Origin of the sequence: Massilia frigida, assembly GCF_011682175.1 — a bacterium.
GTDB lineage: Bacteria > Pseudomonadota > Gammaproteobacteria > Burkholderiales > Burkholderiaceae_D > Telluria_A > Telluria_A frigida.
In genome coordinates this window covers 12,616-31,064 of record NZ_WHJG01000061.1, presented here as the reverse complement: position 1 = coordinate 31,064, position 18,449 = coordinate 12,616, and the positions used below count along the sequence as shown (strand labels likewise).

Here is an 18,449-nt window from a genome sequence, read left to right as displayed (position 1 = left end):
ATGCGCAGCTTGCCGCTGGCGACGACGGTGGACGAGGTGGAGGCGCTGTTGCCGTGGAATTTGCATAGCCATGATTTAGCCAGCGAAACGGTTCCCTGAACAGCCTGGGGTTCATGGGGCACTTACATTGGTGCAGCGCATGATATGGAGGTAAATGAATTCGGCCACGCTCATTTCCAAGATACGATTAAGAATTTTTCTTACGAGAACCATGTCGATATCATTGCGCACGTGGAACCTAAAAAGCGTTAGGGAAACGCCAAGTTATTGAAATTTTGGCCCCCGCTGCTTGTGCAGCGCTGATTCGAGCTCGTCTGCGGACCCGAAGCGCGTCTCATTAACGATCTCGCTGATGTCGCCATTGAGGTGCTCGACCATGCCATCGGATTGCGGATGGCATGGAGGAATGAGTCAATGCTCCATCTGGGCCTGTACAGGAGCGAATACCGTCGTGAACGCTTGATTTCATCAGGACATTCCATCGCCGTTGCCGCGATCCGCCGAGCCGGGATGTTTAGCTTCCGTCGATCTCCGGCGTAGCGTTCTCCCGTTGGTGTTAAAGTATCGCTCACGCCGAACCAATTCCCATAGCGATGGACTACCAGCAACTCATCACGCAGCGGCGTACGCATCCCGCATGGCGCCTGCTCGCCGCCGACAATGCCGCGATGATTGCGAGCTTCCTGCACGCGAGTTTCATCGCGCCCAACCAGCGCACCATCGGCCGCCAGCAACTGGCCTCGCAATTGGACGACCACCTCTACCACCTGCACGAAAGCGCCGGCGAAATCCTGTTCCCCAAACCCGCCACCGCCTATCTGGACGACTGGGCTTCCGATGAACGCGGCTGGCTGCGAAAATACTACCCGCCCGGCGACGACGAAGCCCACTACGACTTGGCCTCGGCCACCGAACAAGCCCTCGAATGGCTCAAGAACCTGGGACAGCGCACCTTCATCGGCACCGAATCGCGCCTGATGACGGTCTTCGACCTGCTGCACCAGATCGTCGACGGCAGCGAACTTGACCCGCGCGCCCGCATCGCCGAACTCAAACGCCGCAAGGCCGACATCGACGCCGAAATCGCCGACATCAGCGCCGGCAGGTTCGCGTTGATGGACCCGACCCAGGTGCGCGAACGGTTCCTGCAAATGGCGGCCACCGCGCGCGACCTGCTGTCGGACTTCCGCGCGGTCGACACCAACTTCCGCACGCTCGACCGCCAGGTGCGCGAACACATCGCCACCTGGGACGGCAGCAAGGGCGAACTGCTGCAAGCGATCTTCGGCCAGCGCGACCTGATCGCCGACACCGACGAAGGCCGCAGCTTCCGCGCCTTCTGGGACTTGTTGATGTCGCCCTCGCGCCAGGACGAACTCACCGGCCTGCTCGACGCCGTGCTCAAGCTCGGCCCCGTGCGCGAACTCCAGCCCGACGGCCGCCTTCAACGCATTCACTACGACTGGCTCGAAGCCGGCGAAGTCACCCAGCGCACCGTCGCGCGCCTGTCCGAGCAACTGCGCCGCTACCTCGACGACCAGGCCTGGCTGGAAAACCGCCGCATCATGCAGCTGATCCGCGACATCGAACAGAAAGCGCTATCCCTGCGCGGCCAGATCGACGAACGCGCTTTCATGGAGATCGACGACGCCGCGCCCACGGTCGCCCTGTCGATGGACCGCACCCTGTACAATCCGCCGTTCAAGCCGAAAATCACGCAGCAAATCATCAGCGACGACGGCATCGACATCGTATCGGACGCGCTGTTCGAGCAGATCTACGTGGACCAGCTGCGCCTCATGTCGAACATCCGGCGCGCCCTCCAGACCCGCCAGCAAGTCTCGCTCGGCACCCTGGCGCGCGAGTATCCAATCGAGCAGGGCCTGGCCGAACTGGCCACCTACCTCAAACTGGCCACCCAGGACATGCACGCCGCCATCGACGACAACCAGTCCGAAACGGTCGACTGGACCGACGACAATGGCCGCCGGCGCCAAGCCACGCTCCCCCTTATCATCTACGCCGCATGAACCCTGAACCGACCACGCTCAACGACCAAAACCGCCTCGGCCAACTGCTGGTAGCGCTGTTCCAGGGAGTGCTGTACCGCGACACCGACAGCGCCCTGTGGCAGCCGCTGATGGACCTGCAGGCGCGCGTGCGCGACTATGGCGCCACGATCGGCCTTGAACTCATTCTCGACGAGGCCGAAGGCTACGCCTACCTGCGCCAGCGCCCTGCCGTGGTGGGCGAACCGGAACTGCCACGCCTGATCCAGCGGCGCCAGCTCAGTTACCCGGTCAGCCTGATCCTGGCCCTGCTGCGCAAGAAGCTGGCCGAATTCGACGCCACCGGCGGCGACCCGCGGCTCGTCATCGACCGCGACCAGATCGCCGAACAGGTACGCCTGTTCCTGCCGCAGACCGGCAACGAAGCGCGCCTGCTCGACCGCATGGACGCGCACCTGAACAAGGTCGTGGAACTCGGCTTCTTGCACCGGCTGCGCGGACAGGACAACCAGTTCGAAGTGCGCCGCATCCTCAAGGCGTTCGTGGATGCCCAATGGCTGGCCGACTTCGAACAGCGCCTTGCGGGCTACGCCGCCCACGCCGCCAGCGGCGAGGAGGAAGCATGACCCAGGCTCCCGTGGTCGACATCCCCGCGGCCGATGGCGGCGACCCGGCACTCGAGCGCGCGGGCTTTCGCCTGCGGCACTTCGAAGTATTCAACTGGGGCACCTTCCACGAACGCGTCTGGCGACTGCACCCGGGCGGCGACAACATGCTGCTCACCGGCGACATCGGCTCCGGCAAATCGACCCTGGTCGACGCCATCACGACGCTGCTGGTACCGGCCCAGAAGATCGCCTACAACAAGGCGGCCGGCGCCGATGCGCGCGAACGCAGCCTGCGCACCTACGTCATGGGTAACTACAAGTCCGAGCGCGGTGACAGCGGCCTGGCCGCGCGCGCCGTCGCCCTGCGCGATCACAATAGCTATTCCGTGATCCTCGGCGTCTTCCACAACGAAGGCTTCGACCAGACCGTCACCCTCGCGCAAGTCTTCTGGTTCAAGAACCCGCACGGCCAGCCCGAACGCTTCTACGTCGTCGCCGATGGCGCGCTGTCGGTGGCCGAGCACTTCGCCGGCTTCGGCAGCGACATCGCGCAGCTGCGCAAACGCCTGCGCGAGCTGCCCGGCGTCACCCTGCACGACAGCTTCCCGCCGTACGGCGCCGACTTCCGGCGCCGCTTCGGCATCGCCAGCGAACAGGCAATGGACCTGTTCCACCAGACCGTATCGATGAAATCGGTCGGCAATCTGACCGACTTCGTGCGCGACCACATGCTCGAAGCGTTTCCCGTCGAAGCGCGCATCGCCGCGCTGATCGCCCACTTCGACGACCTCAATCGCGCGCACGAAGCGGTCCTCAAGGCCAAGCTCCAGATCGACCAGCTCACGCCCCTGGTCGGCGACTGCGACCGTCACGAGACGCTGCAAGAACAGGTGGTCCAGCTGCGCGGCTGCCGCGAAGCGCTGCGTCCGTGGTTCGCGCACCTGAAAGGCGAGCTGCTGGAAAAACGCATCGGCCTGCTGCAATCGGAACTCGACAAACTGGCCGGCCGCCTGGCGCGCTTGCAGGAAGAAAAGCGCAGCCAGATGCTGCGGCGCGACGACATGACCCAGGCCATCGCGGCCAACGGCGGTAACCGCATCGAGCAAATCCGCGCCGAGATCGCGCGCCTGCAAACCACGCGCGAGGAACGCTCACGCCGCTCGATCCAGTACGACGCGCTGGCGGCGGCGGTTGGCTTGCCCGGCGCGGCCGAGGCGAGCATGTTCGATGCCAACCGGCGCGCCATCGACGACGGCAAAGCCGGCTGCACCGCGCGCCGCGACGACGCGCAAAACCAGCTGATGGTGGCCGGCGTCAGCCTGCACGAACTGCGCGACCAGCACGGCGCCATCACCACCGAACTCGATTCGCTGCGCCAGCGCCGCTCCAACATCACCAGCCAGATGCTGGCGGTGCGGGCCGCCTTGTGCGACGCGCTGCGCATCGCGCCGGAAGACTTGCCGTTCATCGGCGAGTTGATCCAGGTGCGCGAGGAGGAGCGCGCATGGGAAGGCGCCGCCGAACGCATGCTGCACAGCTTCGGCCTGTCGCTGCTGGTGCCGGAGACGCACTACGGGCAGGTGGCCGCCTGGGTCGATGCGACCAATCTGGGCAACCGGCTGGTGTACTTCCGCGTGCGCGCCAATGTCAGCGCCGACCATCACGGCCTGCATCCCGATGCATTGGCGCGCAAGCTCGCCATCAAGCCCGATTCGCCGTTCTACGGCTGGATCGACGCCGAACTGGCGCGCCGCTACGACCACGCCTGCTGCGAAACGCTCGACCAGTTCCGCCGCGAAAAGCGCGCCATCACCCGGAACGGCCAGATCAAGGCGGGCGGCGAGCGCCACGAAAAGGATGACCGCCACCGGATCGACGACCGTTCGCGCTACGTGCTGGGATGGTCGAACCAGGGCAAGATCGCCGCGCTGGCAAAGCAGGAACGCGACCTCTCCACGCGCATACAGGCGCATGCCGCCAAAATCCAGTCGGTCAGGGCCGATATCGCCCGCCAGGAAGCGCTGCTGGATAACTGGGGCAAGCTGACCATGTTCTCGGACTTCAGCGACCTCGATTGGAAGCCGCTGCTCTCCGCCATCGACGCGCTCGAACGCGAACAGGACGCGTTGGCCGCATCGTCCGACATCCTGCGCACTTTGCAGCAGCAGCTCGCCGATCTGACCGTGGCCCAAGCCGACACGGAGGCGCAGGTAAACAGCGCCACCATCGAGCACGCCAAGACCGCCGAAAAGCTGGAGGTGGCCGGCGCCGCCCTGGACGACTGCGCCACCCTGCTCGATGCAACGCCAGAGCAATCGCGCGCCACGTATTTTCCGCAGCTCGATGCGCTGCGCGCCGAGGTGCTGGGCGAGCATACGCTTACAGTCGAATCGTGCGAGAACCGCGAAAAAGAGCTGCGCCAGGAACTGCAGAACCGGATCGATGCGGAAGAGAAGAAAATCAGCCGCCTGCGCGACGCCATCATCCGCGCCATGGAAAGCTACACCAAGGCCTGGCCGCTGGACGCGCGTGAGGTCGACGTGAGCATCGATGCCGCCGCAGAGTTCCGCAAGATGCTGGCGGTGCTACAAGCGGACGACCTGCCGCGCTTCGCCGGGCGTTTCAAGGAACTCCTCAATGAAAACACCATTCGCGAGATCGCCGGCTTCCAGTCGCAGCTCAAGCGCGAGCGCGAAACCATCCGTGAGCGCATCGCCACCATCAACGGTTCGCTGCACCAGATCGACTACAATCCGAACCGCTACATCGCGCTCGAAGCGGAGAACAACATCGACGCCGACCTGCGCGATTTCCAGCAAGACCTGCGCAGCTGCACCGAGGGCGCGCTGACCGGATCGGCCGACGAAGAGTATTCGGAAGCGAAGTTCTTGCAGGTCAAACGCATCATCGAGCGCTTTCGCGGCCGCGAAGGCAATGCCGAGATGGACCGGCGCTGGACGCGCAAGGTCACCGACGTGCGCAACTGGTTCGTATTCTCGGCCTCCGAACGCTGGCGCGAGGATGGCCGCGAGCACGAACACTACACCGACGCCGGCGGCAAATCTGGCGGCCAGAAAGAGAAACTGGCCTACACCGTGCTCGCTGCCAGCCTGGCCTACCAGTTCGGCCTGGAGTGGGGCGTGGTCCGCTCGCGCTCCTTCCGCTTCGTGGTCATCGACGAGGCATTCGGGCGCGGTTCCGACGAGTCGGCGCGCTACGGACTGGAACTGTTCAAGCGCATGAACCTGCAACTGCTGATCGTCACGCCGCTGCAAAAAATCCACATTATCGAGCCTTACGTGTCCGGCCTGGGCTTCGTGCACAGCGAAGAAGGGCGCCAGTCGCTGCTGCGCTACCTGACGATCGAACAGTACCAGGCCGAGCGCAGCGCGCGTGCCGCATGAGCGCCGCGGCTACCTGGTCGAGCGCGGCCACGATCCGCGTCCAGGTGCAGCGGCTGTGGGACGATGGCCGCCTGCTCGCCGCGCGCGTGCGCGGGGAATCCCTGTTCCCGCTTGAACTTCGCCTGCGCCAGCCGACCGTGGCGCAAACCGGCGAGCGTTTTGAGGAGGTGCGCGCTTGGATCAAAGAGCTCGACGCCGGCAGCAAGACGGCGTGCGGCTACGGCTACCAGATCGTCTGGCGCGAGATAAATCACCGCCAGCTCGGACGCAACCGCATCCCCGACAGCGTTGTAGTCGAGAGTGAAGAAGACGCCCTGCGCCTGATCGGACGCCAGGCCGATGCACGCCGTGTCGACCAGCTTGCCGCAGCAACCGTTAGCGCGTTTCCGCAACTGGCCGACTGGCTCGCGCGGCGCGCGCTCGTGCTGCTGGAGCAAAGCGATGCATGGGCGCGCATCCTGGCGATCCTGGAATGGTTCGTCGCTCATCCACGTCCCGTCTTGTATCTGCGCCAGCTCGATATTGCGGGCGTCGACAGCAAATTCATCGAAACGCGCAAGGCCTTGCTGACCGAATTGCTCGACCTGGTGCTGCCGGCAGGCGCCATCGATCCGAAAGCCACCGGCGCGCGCCAGTTTGAAGCCCGCTATGGCTTGCTGAGCAAACCGGCGCTCCTGCGTTTTCGCCTGCTCGACCCGGCGCACACCATCGGCGGCCTGTCGGACCTCGCCGTGCCGCTGGCCCAGTTCGCGGCGCTGCAAACGGGTGTGCAGCGCGTTTTCATTACAGAGAATGAAATCAACGGCCTCGCGTTTCCCCCGGTGCCCGATGCCATGGTGATTTTTGGCGGTGGTTACGGGGTCGAGCGGCTGGCCGATGTGCCCTGGCTGGCCACGCGCGCAGTATATTACTGGGGCGATATCGACACGCACGGCTTTGCCATCCTGGACCGCTTGCGCGCCAGTGTTCCTCACGCGCGCTCCATCCTGATGGACAGCGCGACCCTGATGGCGCACCGCGCGCTGTGGGGCGCGGAAGACCAGGACAAGCGCTTCAGCGGGCAGCCAGCACGGCTCGATCCCGACGAACGGGCGCTGTTCGACGCCCTGCGCGATGATGTGTTTGGCGAGCGAATCCGGATGGAGCAGGAGCGCCTGTCGTACGGCTGGCTGCAGCAAACCCTGGCCGCGCTCATCGTATCGGCCGCGCCCTGATCATCGGCCGCGATTATTTTTTTGCGCGATGCGTGATTTCGAAGGGAAGACAAAACGCGGCACTCAGAATCATCACCGCATATCCCGTCGTTTCACCCAGCGTGAAGACGAGGTATAGACCCGATATGAAGAAAAGAATACACAACGTCCGTACCGTCAGCCTGACTTCACGGTCCTGCTTTCTCTGCTTATCCTGTTGAATGTCCAGATACTCGGCATGACCGGCAAGGTCCGTTCGCCCAGCTTCACGCCTCAGCATTTCTGCCGCGACCGAATGGTTGTAAATCTGGATCTTGAGAGAATTGATCTTTTCGTCAAACTGGATGATGCGGATGGGGCTTTTCGTGGTGCCGATGAGCGCCAAAAAAACCGCGAGAACGAACATGCCAAGGTCTGGCGTTAAGTAAGTGTCGTGGTTTGCTGTAAATGCCAGGAAAAGGACGCCAATCGCCGCAGCGGCACTTGCGCCAGCGAACCAGTAGCGGCGGGCGTTGTCGCACCGGTCGCAGACCGGAACATTCACGAGCGTAACCGCCCGCGCCTCTGTCGCCGCAACCACACTGCGCATGACTACTTTTTCAGTACGCGTGCGATATGAAAATTCTTCGCTTCCGCAACGGCAGCATGTCGCCGGCCATTGAATATCCCCCATCCGAATGTTCACTTTTGGCATGTCTGGTCCTTGATCAACGTTGAATGGTGCGTGGAGCAGCGTGGGGGGCCACGCTTGCTGCGCCCGTGCCCGAAGCGCGGATGCTACCGCACGCGCCATGCTCATGCAATGTGGGCATGGAAGCGATGACAGCGCTTACGCCTTCACCCGGCTGAGATGATAGGCGACCAAGGCATTGGCGTGTCCATGTCCGAGTTGATGATCCGACTTGAGCCAGTTGACCATCTCCATGTGCCTCATCGGGCCGGTCGATTCCAGAAGGCCAAGCCAATACGCCACCGGGTGCCCATATTTCGCTTCAATGGCGGGAAAATAGGAAGCCGGGCCTTTTACCGTGTCAGTCATTGTCGTTCTCCCTTGGTTGATGATGTTCGCTGCGAAGCAAAGGCACCGGATTGCATGCCGTCCCGCTAACGACACGACGTTCGGACGTGCCCGATATCGACATCAACGTTGGAAAAAGCCAGAATATTTGCGCAAGCGGCGGGGTAATGCCTCGGCAGTGCTTACCTGCCCAGCACTGCCGCGCCGTCCATCGCCTCAGCCGGCGCCTCGATCCGCGCATGCGCCACCGCCATGCGCAGCATGGTCGGCGTCACATACGCGCGGTGGGTACGGTCGATCGCCCACATATAAAAGCGTCCGAACAGGTTCTTGCAGCGCACCCGCGATCCCAGGCTGAACTCCACCTGGCCGCCCTTGATGATGCGTGCCGCCACGCAGGAGCGGAACGCGAGATGCTTGTCGTCCGCGCCCAGCACCACTTGCGCGCGCGTGTTGTGCTCGTCCGTGCTTTGTTCCAGCACCGGAAAGCGGTGCGCGAACAGCCGGCTCTTGTCCGGCGAGAGCAGCGACGACACCGGACAGCCCAGCGACGAGGTGCGCAATCCCATCGGCCGTACCAGCACATTGCGCACGGCCATCATGCGCGTGACGCCGCGCGGCGGATTTTCCATGAAGCCATCGAGCAGGCGGCTGAGCAACGCGGTCGCATTGGTCTCTTGGAAGTTGGACAGCGGCATGGTCAGGGTAAACGTATCTTCATGATGAAACGGCGTGCCCTCGAATTGCTTCAGCAGCAACGATCCGGCTGGCGTGGCGTCCAGCTCGCGCACGTCGGTGCCGTCGCCGTGATGCGACACAAAGCCCTTCGAGCGGCGCCACGCGCCCCATTTGCCGAGAATCGTGCCGACGGTGCCGCGTGCCGAGTAGCACATCGCGCGTTGCAAGGTGCCCGGCGGTGCTTCCAGCGACAGGTCGACGGTCGCGACCTGTCCCTTGGCCATTGCCGCGTCGAGCAAATCGGCCACTTCTTGCGGCAGCAGCGAGGTCAGCGACGGAATACTGGCTTCGTTCGCCATGACCTGCTGCCGCAGATCGTCGGACAAGTCGCCGCCGAGCTCGTTTGTGTGGCAGGACAGTGCGAAAAACACAGGATGCGGGCTGTTGCGCGTCAGTGGCGCGAACTGGTGCCAGGTCTCGCCGCCAAAGCGCACCGTGAACATGCAGTCAGGCGGAATATTGATGCATTGAAGCGCGCGCAGGAAACTTTGCGGGTCTTCCTCGATCTGCGCCGTGGATGCGCTGGAAAAGCGCAACTGCGCGCCGCCGCTGCCGGAAATGGCCGTGAAAATGCGATGCCCCGCGTGCCGGTGGAAAGGGTGACCTTTCGGCCCGACAACGAAGGAATACAGGGAAGTGGGATCGCCCTTGTCGAAATCGGTGCCGCCCAGCTTGGCCGACGGTTCGTCGAGCTCGTCGACGAATTCCTGGTGCTGCTGTTGCCGCGCCGATACGCTGGCGAACAAATGATTACCGGAGCCGTGTACCAGTTGCGCGATCAGCGACACTTCGACCGGCAGGCCGCCCGAGCTGGACCCAATCCGAACCGAAGGAAAGGTTTGCACAACCTTAATCATTGATAGCATGGCACTTCCACATAGTAAATTATTGCTCACATTCTACACATGTAGTATGTACGCCAATTGCGAAAGTAGGCTTGCTGAGCTTTTTTGCAACAGGTGGCAAGGCGTTATTTGATCGCACACAGCGCGTCGTACAAGGGGCGCGCGGCCTCGGCGATGCGTTCCAGGCTCGCCTCGCGCAACTGGCTGGTATCGACCGTGTTCGCGCTGTCCAGACCCGCCCAGCGCAGCAGCGCCGCGCAGGCTTGCGGGTGGTCGAACATGCCGTGCAGGTAGCTACCCAGGATCTGCTCGTCCTTCGAGCGCGCGCCTTCGGGCCGGCCATCGATGCGAAACGCTGGCGTGTCGAGCGCCGCGCCACTGGAAACGCCCATGTGAATCTCGTAGCCCGTCACGTCGGCATCGGCGAAGGCGCAGCGGCCCGTCACCTGCGCCAGGCGCTTGTCGGTGGTCAGTTCGGTGCGCAGGTCGAGCAGGCCGAGGCCTGCGCTCACGCCGCTCTCGCCCTCCACCCCATGCGGATCGGTCACCTCGCGCCCCAGCATCTGGAAGCCGCCGCAAATGCCGATCACCTTGCCGCCGTAGCGCAGGTGCTTGTCGATATACGGCCCCCAGCCCTGATCGAGCAGATAGGCCAGGTCGCCGCGCGTGTTTTTGCTGCCCGGGATAATCAACAGGTCGCACGCAGGCTTGGCCTCGTTCTGGCGCACGAACTGCATGTCCACATCCGGATGCACGCGCAGCGCGTCGAAATCGGTGTGATTGCTCATGCGCGGCAGCGACGGCACGACCACCTTGAAGGCCCCGCGCGACGCCTGCACCGCCTGCACCGCGTCTTCCGCGTCGAGGAACAGCCCTTGCAGGTAAGGCAGCACCGCCAGCACCGGTTTGCCGGTCTGCTGCTCCAGCCATTCCAGGCCCGGTTCCAGCAGCGAGATATCGCCGCGAAAACGGTTGATCACAAAACCGATGGTCCGGTCACGCTCGCTCTGCGACAGGCACGAAAGCGTGCCGACAATGTGCGCGAACACGCCGCCGCGGTCGATGTCGGCCACCAGGATCACCGGGCAGTCGACCGCCTCGGCGAAGCCCATGTTGGCGATATCGCGGTCGCGCAGGTTGATCTCCGCCGGGCTGCCGGCGCCTTCCACCACGATTGCCTGGTATTGCTGGCGCAGGCGATCGTACGATTCGAGCACGGCGCCCATCGCCACCGTCTTGTACTGATGGTAGTCGCGCGCATTCATCTCGGCGCGCACCTTGCCGTGAATGACCACCTGCGCGCCGATGTTGCTCGATGGCTTGAGCAGCACCGGATTCATGTCCGTATGCGGCGCCACGCCGGCGGCAATCGCCTGCAGCGCCTGGGCGCGGCCGATCTCGCCGCCGTCGGCCGTCACCGCGCTGTTCAAGGCCATGTTTTGCGGCTTGAACGGCGCCACCCTCACGCCCTCGTTTTTCAACAGGCGGCACAAGGCCGCCACCACGGTACTCTTGCCGGCGTCGGACGTGGTCCCCTGCACCATCAGGGTGTGATATGGGAAGCGGCTCATGGCGTGGTGCGGCGCTGGCGCACGATATCGAGTTTCTCGCACAGGATTTCGGCGCCGGCGATCATGCGCGGCCCCGAGCGGTTGAGCAGGTTGCCGTCGATGCTGAACAAATTGCCGCGCTTGACCGCCGTCATGGTGGTGTAGGGCTTCCATAGCGTGAGGCCAACGTCTTTCACACTGCGTTCCCCGCTGAACAGCGCCTCCGGGTCTTCCTGCAGCACCGCTTCCACCGTGACCACGGGCGCGGTGACTTTCAGCTTGCCGAACACATTCTCGCCGCCGCACAGGCGCATCGCATCGCTCAGGATATGGCCGTCGTTGAGCGTGTAGAGCGGCTTGTCCCACACCTGGTAAAACATGCGCACCGGCGCACGCTTGGCATATTTGAGTTGCAGCGCGCCGAGGCGCTTGCGCAGATCGGCCGCCGCCGGGTCGGCCACGGCTTCGGTGCCCATCAGCTTTCCTAGACGCGTCAGGTTGGTGGCAATGTCATCGAGCTTGCGCGGCTCACTGTGAAACATGGGAATGCCGAGCGCGCGGATCTGGTCGATCTGGCGCTCGGAACTGCCATGCATCCAGACCACGATCAGGTCCGGCTTGAGTGCGGCGATGCGTTCCATGTCGATCCCGCCGTTGCTGCCCACCTGCGGCAGGCGCTTGGCCGCTTCCGGATAGTCGCTGTAGGCGACGGCGGCAATCAGCCGCTCGGCGCCACCGGCCGCGTACAGCATTTCGGTCACGTGCGGCGCCAGCGCAATCACGCGCTGGGCGGGTTTTTGCAAGGTCACCGGCTTGCCATCGTCATCGTGGACCGTGATAGCCGCGCCCGCGTTCAGCGCGATCATGCCGGCAAATGCCGCAAACAGTTTTTTCATCGTGATCCCAGTTTCCATTCTTCCAGGGCGAGCGCCAGGCGCCGCCATCCTTCTTCATCTAAAGGCAAGCCAAGGCGGATGCCCCGTGCCGCATTGGGAAACAGGCGCACCCAGATCCCGCGTTCTGCCATGTGCTGCCAGAACGCCTCCGGCTGCGCTTCCGGCCACCATTGAAACAGGTCGGTGCCGCTCGACGCGATGCCGTTCGCAGCGAGCAGCGCGCGCAAGCGCGTGCCTTCGGCGGCCAGCCGCGCGCGCATCGCGGCCTGCCACGCGCCATCGCGCAGCGCCGCCGTTGACACCTGCTGCGCCGGACCGCTGACCGTCCACGGCCCGAGCAAATCGGCGAGCTGCGCCAGCAAGGGCGCATGCGCGCCCACGAAACCCATGCGCACGCCCGCCAGGCCGAAAAATTTGCCGACCGAACGCAGCACGATCAGGCCGGGACGGTCGCTGTGCGCGGCCACGCTCAGCTGCGGCGCGGTGTCGCCAAAGGCTTCGTCCACCACCAGCCATCCACCGCGCTGGCCTAATTGCGCGGCCCAGTCCAGCAAGCGTTCCGGCGCCACGGTGGCGCCGGTCGGATTATTCGGATTACACAGCACCAGCACATCGCACTCGGGCAGCGCCGCATCGAGCGCGTCGTACGCCACCTCGCGCATGCTGTGCCCATGCCTGGCCCAGTGGTGCGCATGTTCCGCGTACGAGGGCGCGGCCACTACCACGCGCGACGGTGCGCGCAACTGGGGCAACGCCTGGATCGCGGCCTGCGTGCCAGCCACGGCCAGCATGCGCGGCGCACCGTAAAAAGCGCTCGCCGCCTGTGCCAGTTCAGGATCGGTTTCCGGCAGCCGGTGCCAGGCATTGCCCGCCAGTTGCGGCGCCGGATACCAGTTGGGGTTCAGCCCCGTCGACAGGTCCAGCCAGTCGTCCAGCGGACGGTTGAAGCGGATTGATGCCGCGCGCAGGTTGCCGCCGTGTTCAAGCATGGATCGCTCCCGTCAACAGTGCCGCCGCCGCAGCCACGCCAAGCCACAGCAGCGCGGTGGTGCGTACCAGCTTCCAGGCGCGCGCGATATCGCCGGCCTGCGCGGCCCGGCCGCGTCCCAGCGGCGGGCGCTGTTCGGCCACGCCGTCATAGGTCGCGCTGCCGCCCAGCGCCAGGCCCAGCGCGCCGGCGCCGCTGGCCATCACCGGGCCCGCGTTCGGGCTTGGCCAGCCCGGCGCCTGCGCGCGCCAGCATTCCCAGGCCGCGCGCCGGTGATCGGCCAGCAGCACATACGAGAGCGCGGTCAGGCGCGCCGGCACGTAATTGAGTACATCGTCGATGCGTGCCGCCGCCCAGCCGAATTGCAGGAAGCGGGTGCTCTTGTAGCCCCACATCGCATCGAGCGTGTTCGCCAGCCGGAACAGCAGCGCGCCCGCGCCGCCGGCCACCACGAACCAGAACAGGGTGCCGAACACCGCATCGTTACCGTTTTCGAGCAGCGATTCGGCGCTCGCCTTGGCCAGGTCCGCCTCGCTGGCGCTGGCGGTATCGCGGCTGACGATGCGCGCCGTCAGCAGGCGCGCCTGCGCCAGGTCGCCGCTGTCCAGGGCTTGGGCGATTGGCAGATTGTGGTCGCGCAGGCTGCGAAAACCCAGGCAGAAGTACAGCAGGACAGCGTGCGCGGCCAGCCCAGCCCTGAAGCACAGCAGCGCGCCCAGTGCAGCCAGCGGCAGCACGGCTAGCACCCACGCCAGCACGCCGCGCGCAAAGCGGCCTTGCCCGCGATTGAGCGTGCGCTCGATACGGTTGGCCAGATTGCCGAAACCGACCAGCGGATGGAAGCGGCGTGCTTCGCCCAGCAGCAGGTCCAGCAGCACGCCGCCCGCCAGCAGCAGCGCCACCTGCGCCAGCGTCAGCCCACTCAGCATGCCTGGCCTTTCAGCGTGAGCGGCATGCCGGCCACGATGAACAGGGCGCGGTCGCACACCTTGGCCACGGCCTGGTTCAGCCGGCCCGCCTCGTCGGTGAAGCAGCGCGACACGGCGCCGTAAGGCACGATCCCCAGGCCCACTTCATTCGATACCAGGATCACGTCGCCCGGGGCATCGGGCAGGGCGGCCAGCAGCGCGTCGCACTGTTCGTAGAAAATGTCCGGCAGGTCGATCACGCCCACTTCCGGAAAGTCCTGGTCGACCGAGAAAATCAGATTGGTCAGCCACAGGGTCAGGCAGTCGACCAGCACCAGGGTGTCCGGTTCGCTGCAGCGCAGGATTGCGTCGCCGAGTTGCAGCGGTTCTTCGATGGTGGTCCAGCTTCCCGGCCGGCCCGAACGATGGGTCGCGATGCGCTGCGCCATTTCGCCGTCGCCGGATCGCGCGGTGGCGATGTACACGACTTCCTTGCCCGATTCGAGCGCCAGCTTTTCGGCGTACGAACTTTTGCCGGAACGCGCGCCCCCAAGAATGAGCGTGGTCGTCATGCCTCGCTCCTCGAAAACAGGGCCGCCACCGCATCCGGACAGGATGGGAAATAGGCGTGAAAGTACGATGCCGTCAAGGAGCCGGCGCGGTACACCGCTTCGCCACTGGCGCCGCTCGGATGCTTGACCGTGTGCGCCTTTGGTGCGATACCGGTTTCAAGGCGCGAGTAGTGAAATGTATGCCCGCGCAGCAGGCCCTGCGGCGTTTCCAGCCCTTGCGAGCCGAGGCCGGCGATGCGCGCCTGCATCGTCACGCTGCCTTCGAGCAGGCCGGCCATCGGCCACACCGCGCCCGCCTGGTCGGCCAGCGAATCGGCCAGCGCCATCATGCCGCCGCATTCCGCGACAATCGGCATGCCTGCCGCATGCGCGGCGCGGATCGATGCGCGCCAGCGCGCGGCACCGGCCAGCGTCTCGCCGTGCAGCTCCGGATAGCCGCCGGGCAGATACACGGCGTCGGCCTGCGCCGGCACCGCATCGTCGGCCAGCGGCGAAAAGAAGGCGAGGGTGGCACCCAGCGCGCGCAGGGTATCCAGGTTGGCCGGGTACAGGAAGGCAAAGGCGGCGTCGCGCGCAATGGCGATGGTGCGCCCCGCCAGCAGCGGTGCCGGCGCTTCCATGCGCGCGGTCAGGTCGATGCGGGTGCTGCGCAGCTGCGCCCACGCCGCGTCGTCGAACTCCAGCTGGTCGGCCAGCAGGTCGAGCAGGCCGTCCACATCCTGCACTTCGGACGGCAGCACCAGGCCCAGATGGCGTTCGGGCAGGGTCTTGGTCTGGCGCGGCAGGATGGCGATCAGCGGAATGTCGCGCATCGAAGCCGCGACCATCGCCCCGTGTCCCTTGCTGGCGACGCGGTTGGCGATCACGCCCGCCATCTCCACCGGGCCGTAGTCGCGCAGGCCGTGGACCAGCGCGCCGGCCGTTTGCGCCATGGCCGAGGCGTCGATCACCGCCATCACCGGCAGGCCGAATTCGCGCGCCAGGTCGGCCGACGAGGGCGTGCCGTCGTACAGGCCCATGACGCCTTCGATCAGGATTACGTCGGCTTCCGGGGCGGCTGCGGCAAGCTGGCTGCGGCATTGTTCGCGTCCGACCATCCACAGGTCGAGCGAGCCGACTTGCGCGCCGCTGGCGCGTTCCAGCAGCATGGGATCGATGAAATCGGGGCCGCACTTGAAAACGCGCACGCGCTGGCCGCGCCGCACCAGCGCGCGCGCCAGGGCGGCCGTCACGGTTGTCTTGCCCTGGCCGGACGACACGGCGGCCACCAGCAGCACGCGTATGTCTGCGTGGTCGGCCATCAGAACTCCGTCCCGGCCTGCGCCGCAATGCCGGCCTTGAAGGCATGCTTGACCACCGCCATTTCTGTCACCGTGTCGGCAATCGCGATCAGTTCGTCCGGCGCACCGCGCCCGGTGATGACCACGTGCTGCATGTCCGGCCGGTCGAGCAGGTCGGCGATGACGGCGTGAACGTCCAGGTATTTGTACTTGAGCGCGATATTGAGTTCGTCGAACAGCACCAGGCCGATCTCCGGGTCGGACAGGAAGCCCTTGGCCAGCGCCCAGGCTTGCTCGGCTTTTTCGATGTCGCGCTCGCGGTTCTGGGTGTCCCAGGTATAGCCTTCGCCCATGGCGTGGAAGCTCACTTCGTCGGGGAAGCGGCGCAGGAATTTTTCTTCGCCGGTCGACATCGCTCCCTTGATGAACTGGACCACCGCCACCTTCATGCCGTGCCCCATGGCGCGCACCACCATGCCGAAGCCGCTCGAACTTTTGCCCTTGCCGTTGCCGGTGTTGACGATGATGATGCCGATTTCCTTCTGCGCCTCGGCGATCTTCTGGTCGATGATGGCCTTCTTGCGTTCCATGCGGACGCGGTGGCGTTCATTGAGTTCGCTGTTCGCGGTGTCGTCAATCATGCGGATTCCTCGGTTGGGATGAAAATACGGCGCTCGCCGTGGGGAAGCACTTCAATCGGGTGGCCCAGGTAGCGGCTCAGGACCGGGGCTTGCATCACGTCGTCGACCGGGCCGGCCAGCCACTCGCCGTCGCCCATCATCAAGAGCGCGTGACTGGACGCCTGGTGCGCCAGGTTCAGGTCGTGGCCGATCATCACGGCCGTCTTGCCCTGCTCGCGGCACAGCTTTGCCAACAGGCGCATCACGCTGTGCTGGTGGGCCAGGTCGAGTGCGTTGGCAGGTTCATCGAGCAGCAGCAGGGGGGTATCCTGCGCCAGCATGGCGGCAATCGCCACGCGCTGGCGCTCGCCGCCGGACAGGGTACGCACGTCGCGCTCGGCCAGGTCGGCCACTTCCATCGATGCCAGGGCCGCGTGCGCGATGGCGTAGTCGTCGCTGCCTTCCCAGTAACGGTTGGCGTGGTAAGGATGGCGCGCCGCCAGCACGGTTTCGATGGCGCGGTAGGCAAAGGCGTCGCTGCGCGATTGCGGCAAAAAGGCGCGCTGGCGCGCCAGTTCTTCCAGTGGCCAGTCCTTGAGCGCGCGCCCGCCGATGGCAATACTGCCGCCATCGGGCTCGCGCAGGCCGGCCAGGGTGCGCATCAGCGTACTTTTGCCGGCGCCATTGCGGCCGATGATGCACCACGATTCGCCGCTGCGCACTTGCCAGTCGAGGTTCGCCACCAGCGTGCGGCTGCCGGCGGTAAGTAGTAGTTGGCGCGCTTCGATCATCACGAGCGGTTCAGCCGGTGGAGTTGATACAGGAAGACCGGGGCGCCGATCAGCGCCGTGATCACGCCTACCGGCAGCTGCTGCGGCGCGAGCACGGTGCGCGCCAGCGTATCGGCCAGCACCAAAAAGGCGCCGCCGGCCAGCGTGGCTGCGGGAATCAGCAGGCGGTGATCGGGGCCGCAGGCGAAACGGCAGGCATGCGGTACGATCAGGCCGACGAAGCCGATGCTGCCGGCGCTGGTCACGGCGCTGGCAGTCAGCATGCCGGAGCAGAAAAACAAGCCCTTGCGCAGCGCGCTGACGGGAATCCCAAGGGTGGCGGCAGCTTCCGCGTGCAGCGCCAGGACGTTCAGCGATCGGGCGCTGCGCAGCGCGAAGGCCAGGCCCACGGCCAGCACGATCCACGGCAGCGGACGCAAGGGAGCACCGGCGATGTCGCCGATCATCCAGAAAATCATGCTGCGCAAGCGGCTTTCGGGTGCGATCGACAGCATCAGGGTCACCAGCGCGATGCAGGAGGTGGACAGGATCGCGCCTGTCAGCAGCAGGGACGAGCCGCCTTCAGCCGCCGCATTGCCGCGCAAGTCGCGCCGCGCCAGCAGGTACAGCAGCATCGACACCGCTACCGCGCCCACGAAGGCGGCCAGGTCGACCATCCACATGGCCCACATGAACAGCAGCGCGGCCAGCGCGCCAACCGAGGCGCCGGCCGAGATGCCGAGGACATACGGTTCGGCCAGGGGATTGCGCAGCAAGGCTTGCATCATCACCCCGGCCAGCGCCAGCGCGCCGCCGGTGACGAATGCCACCAGCGCGCGCGACAGGCGCAGGTCGAGCAGGGTGGCGGCCAGGGTCGAAGTATCGCCTTTCGCAAGCGCCATCAGCGCGCCCGGCATCTCCGCCAGCGGGACCGGCACCGAGCCGACCATCCCGGCGATGACCAGGCTTGCCACTGCCAGCAAGGAGAGCGCCGTGATGACGACGCTGGCCCGGTGGCGCATAGTGCGAAAGAACGGATGCATGCGATTC

Annotated in this window: 16 protein-coding genes and 1 pseudogene; 4 read left to right on the top strand and 13 right to left on the bottom strand. The window is 65.3% G+C overall.

The window, feature by feature from the left end:
• Positions 1-294: 294 nt before the first annotated feature.
• Positions 295-411 (bottom strand): annotated as a pseudogene (locus tag F2P44_RS35950) (IS481 family transposase); the annotation flags it as partial.
• A gap of 182 nt (positions 412-593) precedes the next feature.
• On the opposite strand from F2P44_RS35950, the gene F2P44_RS32020 reads away from it, so the two are divergent.
• The 4 genes from F2P44_RS32020 to F2P44_RS32005 are packed head-to-tail and all read left to right on the top strand — an operon-like array spanning position 594 to position 7,235.
• The gene (locus F2P44_RS32020) at positions 594-2,030 is read left to right on the top strand and encodes a DUF3375 domain-containing protein (RefSeq protein WP_167093772.1); all 1,437 of its coding nucleotides are present in this window, start codon (positions 594-596) and stop codon (positions 2,028-2,030) included.
• The gene (locus F2P44_RS32015; RefSeq protein WP_167093770.1) at positions 2,027-2,635 is read left to right on the top strand and encodes a DUF4194 domain-containing protein; all 609 of its coding nucleotides are present in this window, start codon (positions 2,027-2,029) and stop codon (positions 2,633-2,635) included. The genes F2P44_RS32020 and F2P44_RS32015 overlap by 4 nt, the downstream gene beginning before the upstream one ends.
• Positions 2,632-6,021 (top strand): ATP-binding protein, encoded by a 3,390-nt coding sequence (locus F2P44_RS32010; RefSeq protein WP_167093767.1) that lies wholly within the window; start codon positions 2,632-2,634, stop codon positions 6,019-6,021. Before F2P44_RS32015 ends, F2P44_RS32010 begins: the two co-directional genes overlap by 4 nt.
• Complete coding sequence (locus F2P44_RS32005; RefSeq protein WP_167093765.1) at positions 6,018-7,235, top strand: Wadjet anti-phage system protein JetD domain-containing protein; 1,218 nt, start codon at positions 6,018-6,020, stop codon at positions 7,233-7,235. The genes F2P44_RS32010 and F2P44_RS32005 overlap by 4 nt, the downstream gene beginning before the upstream one ends.
• Positions 7,236-7,248: 13 nt before the next feature.
• Here F2P44_RS32005 and F2P44_RS32000 read toward each other — a convergent pair whose 3' ends face one another.
• From F2P44_RS32000 to F2P44_RS31945, 12 genes are all read right to left on the bottom strand, one after another.
• A complete protein-coding gene (locus F2P44_RS32000; protein ID WP_167093764.1) occupies positions 7,249-7,908 on the bottom strand; it encodes a hypothetical protein in 660 nt (219 codons plus the stop codon).
• A 135-nt stretch (positions 7,909-8,043) separates the two neighbouring features.
• Positions 8,044-8,253: a DUF4287 domain-containing protein gene (locus F2P44_RS31995; RefSeq protein ID WP_167093762.1), complete on the bottom strand. Its 210-nt coding sequence runs from the start codon at positions 8,251-8,253 to the stop codon at positions 8,044-8,046.
• Between the two features lie 161 nt (positions 8,254-8,414).
• Positions 8,415-9,836 carry a DUF2867 domain-containing protein gene (locus F2P44_RS31990; protein WP_167093760.1) on the bottom strand — a complete coding sequence of 474 codons (1,422 nt, stop codon included), beginning with the start codon at positions 9,834-9,836 and terminating at the stop codon, positions 8,415-8,417.
• 104 nt (positions 9,837-9,940) lie between these two features.
• Positions 9,941-11,386, bottom strand: coding sequence for a cobyric acid synthase (locus tag F2P44_RS31985; RefSeq protein WP_167093759.1), 1,446 nt, complete (start codon positions 11,384-11,386; stop codon positions 9,941-9,943).
• Complete coding sequence (locus F2P44_RS31980; RefSeq protein ID WP_167093757.1) at positions 11,383-12,261, bottom strand: cobalamin-binding protein; 879 nt, start codon at positions 12,259-12,261, stop codon at positions 11,383-11,385. The genes F2P44_RS31985 and F2P44_RS31980 overlap by 4 nt, the downstream gene beginning before the upstream one ends.
• Positions 12,258-13,250 (bottom strand): threonine-phosphate decarboxylase CobD, encoded by a 993-nt coding sequence (cobD, locus tag F2P44_RS31975; RefSeq protein WP_167093756.1) that lies wholly within the window; start codon positions 13,248-13,250, stop codon positions 12,258-12,260. The genes F2P44_RS31980 and cobD overlap by 4 nt, the downstream gene beginning before the upstream one ends.
• Positions 13,243-14,178 (bottom strand): adenosylcobinamide-phosphate synthase CbiB, encoded by a 936-nt coding sequence (cbiB, locus tag F2P44_RS31970; RefSeq protein WP_167093754.1) that lies wholly within the window; start codon positions 14,176-14,178, stop codon positions 13,243-13,245. Before cbiB ends, cobD begins: the two co-directional genes overlap by 8 nt.
• The gene (gene cobU / locus F2P44_RS31965) at positions 14,172-14,729 is read right to left on the bottom strand and encodes a bifunctional adenosylcobinamide kinase/adenosylcobinamide-phosphate guanylyltransferase (protein ID WP_167093752.1); all 558 of its coding nucleotides are present in this window, start codon (positions 14,727-14,729) and stop codon (positions 14,172-14,174) included. The genes cbiB and cobU overlap by 7 nt, the downstream gene beginning before the upstream one ends.
• Positions 14,726-16,030, bottom strand: coding sequence for a cobyrinic acid a,c-diamide synthase CobB (locus tag F2P44_RS31960; protein ID WP_167093750.1), 1,305 nt, complete (start codon positions 16,028-16,030; stop codon positions 14,726-14,728). The genes cobU and F2P44_RS31960 overlap by 4 nt, the downstream gene beginning before the upstream one ends.
• A complete protein-coding gene (gene cobO / locus F2P44_RS31955; protein ID WP_167093736.1) occupies positions 16,030-16,650 on the bottom strand; it encodes a cob(I)yrinic acid a,c-diamide adenosyltransferase in 621 nt (206 codons plus the stop codon). Before cobO ends, F2P44_RS31960 begins: the two co-directional genes overlap by 1 nt.
• Positions 16,647-17,420 carry an ABC transporter ATP-binding protein gene (locus tag F2P44_RS31950; RefSeq protein ID WP_167093774.1) on the bottom strand — a complete coding sequence of 258 codons (774 nt, stop codon included), beginning with the start codon at positions 17,418-17,420 and terminating at the stop codon, positions 16,647-16,649. Before F2P44_RS31950 ends, cobO begins: the two co-directional genes overlap by 4 nt.
• Positions 17,420-18,442 carry a FecCD family ABC transporter permease gene (locus F2P44_RS31945; protein ID WP_167093734.1) on the bottom strand — a complete coding sequence of 341 codons (1,023 nt, stop codon included), beginning with the start codon at positions 18,440-18,442 and terminating at the stop codon, positions 17,420-17,422. The genes F2P44_RS31950 and F2P44_RS31945 overlap by 1 nt, the downstream gene beginning before the upstream one ends.
• Positions 18,443-18,449: the final 7 nt, after the last annotated feature.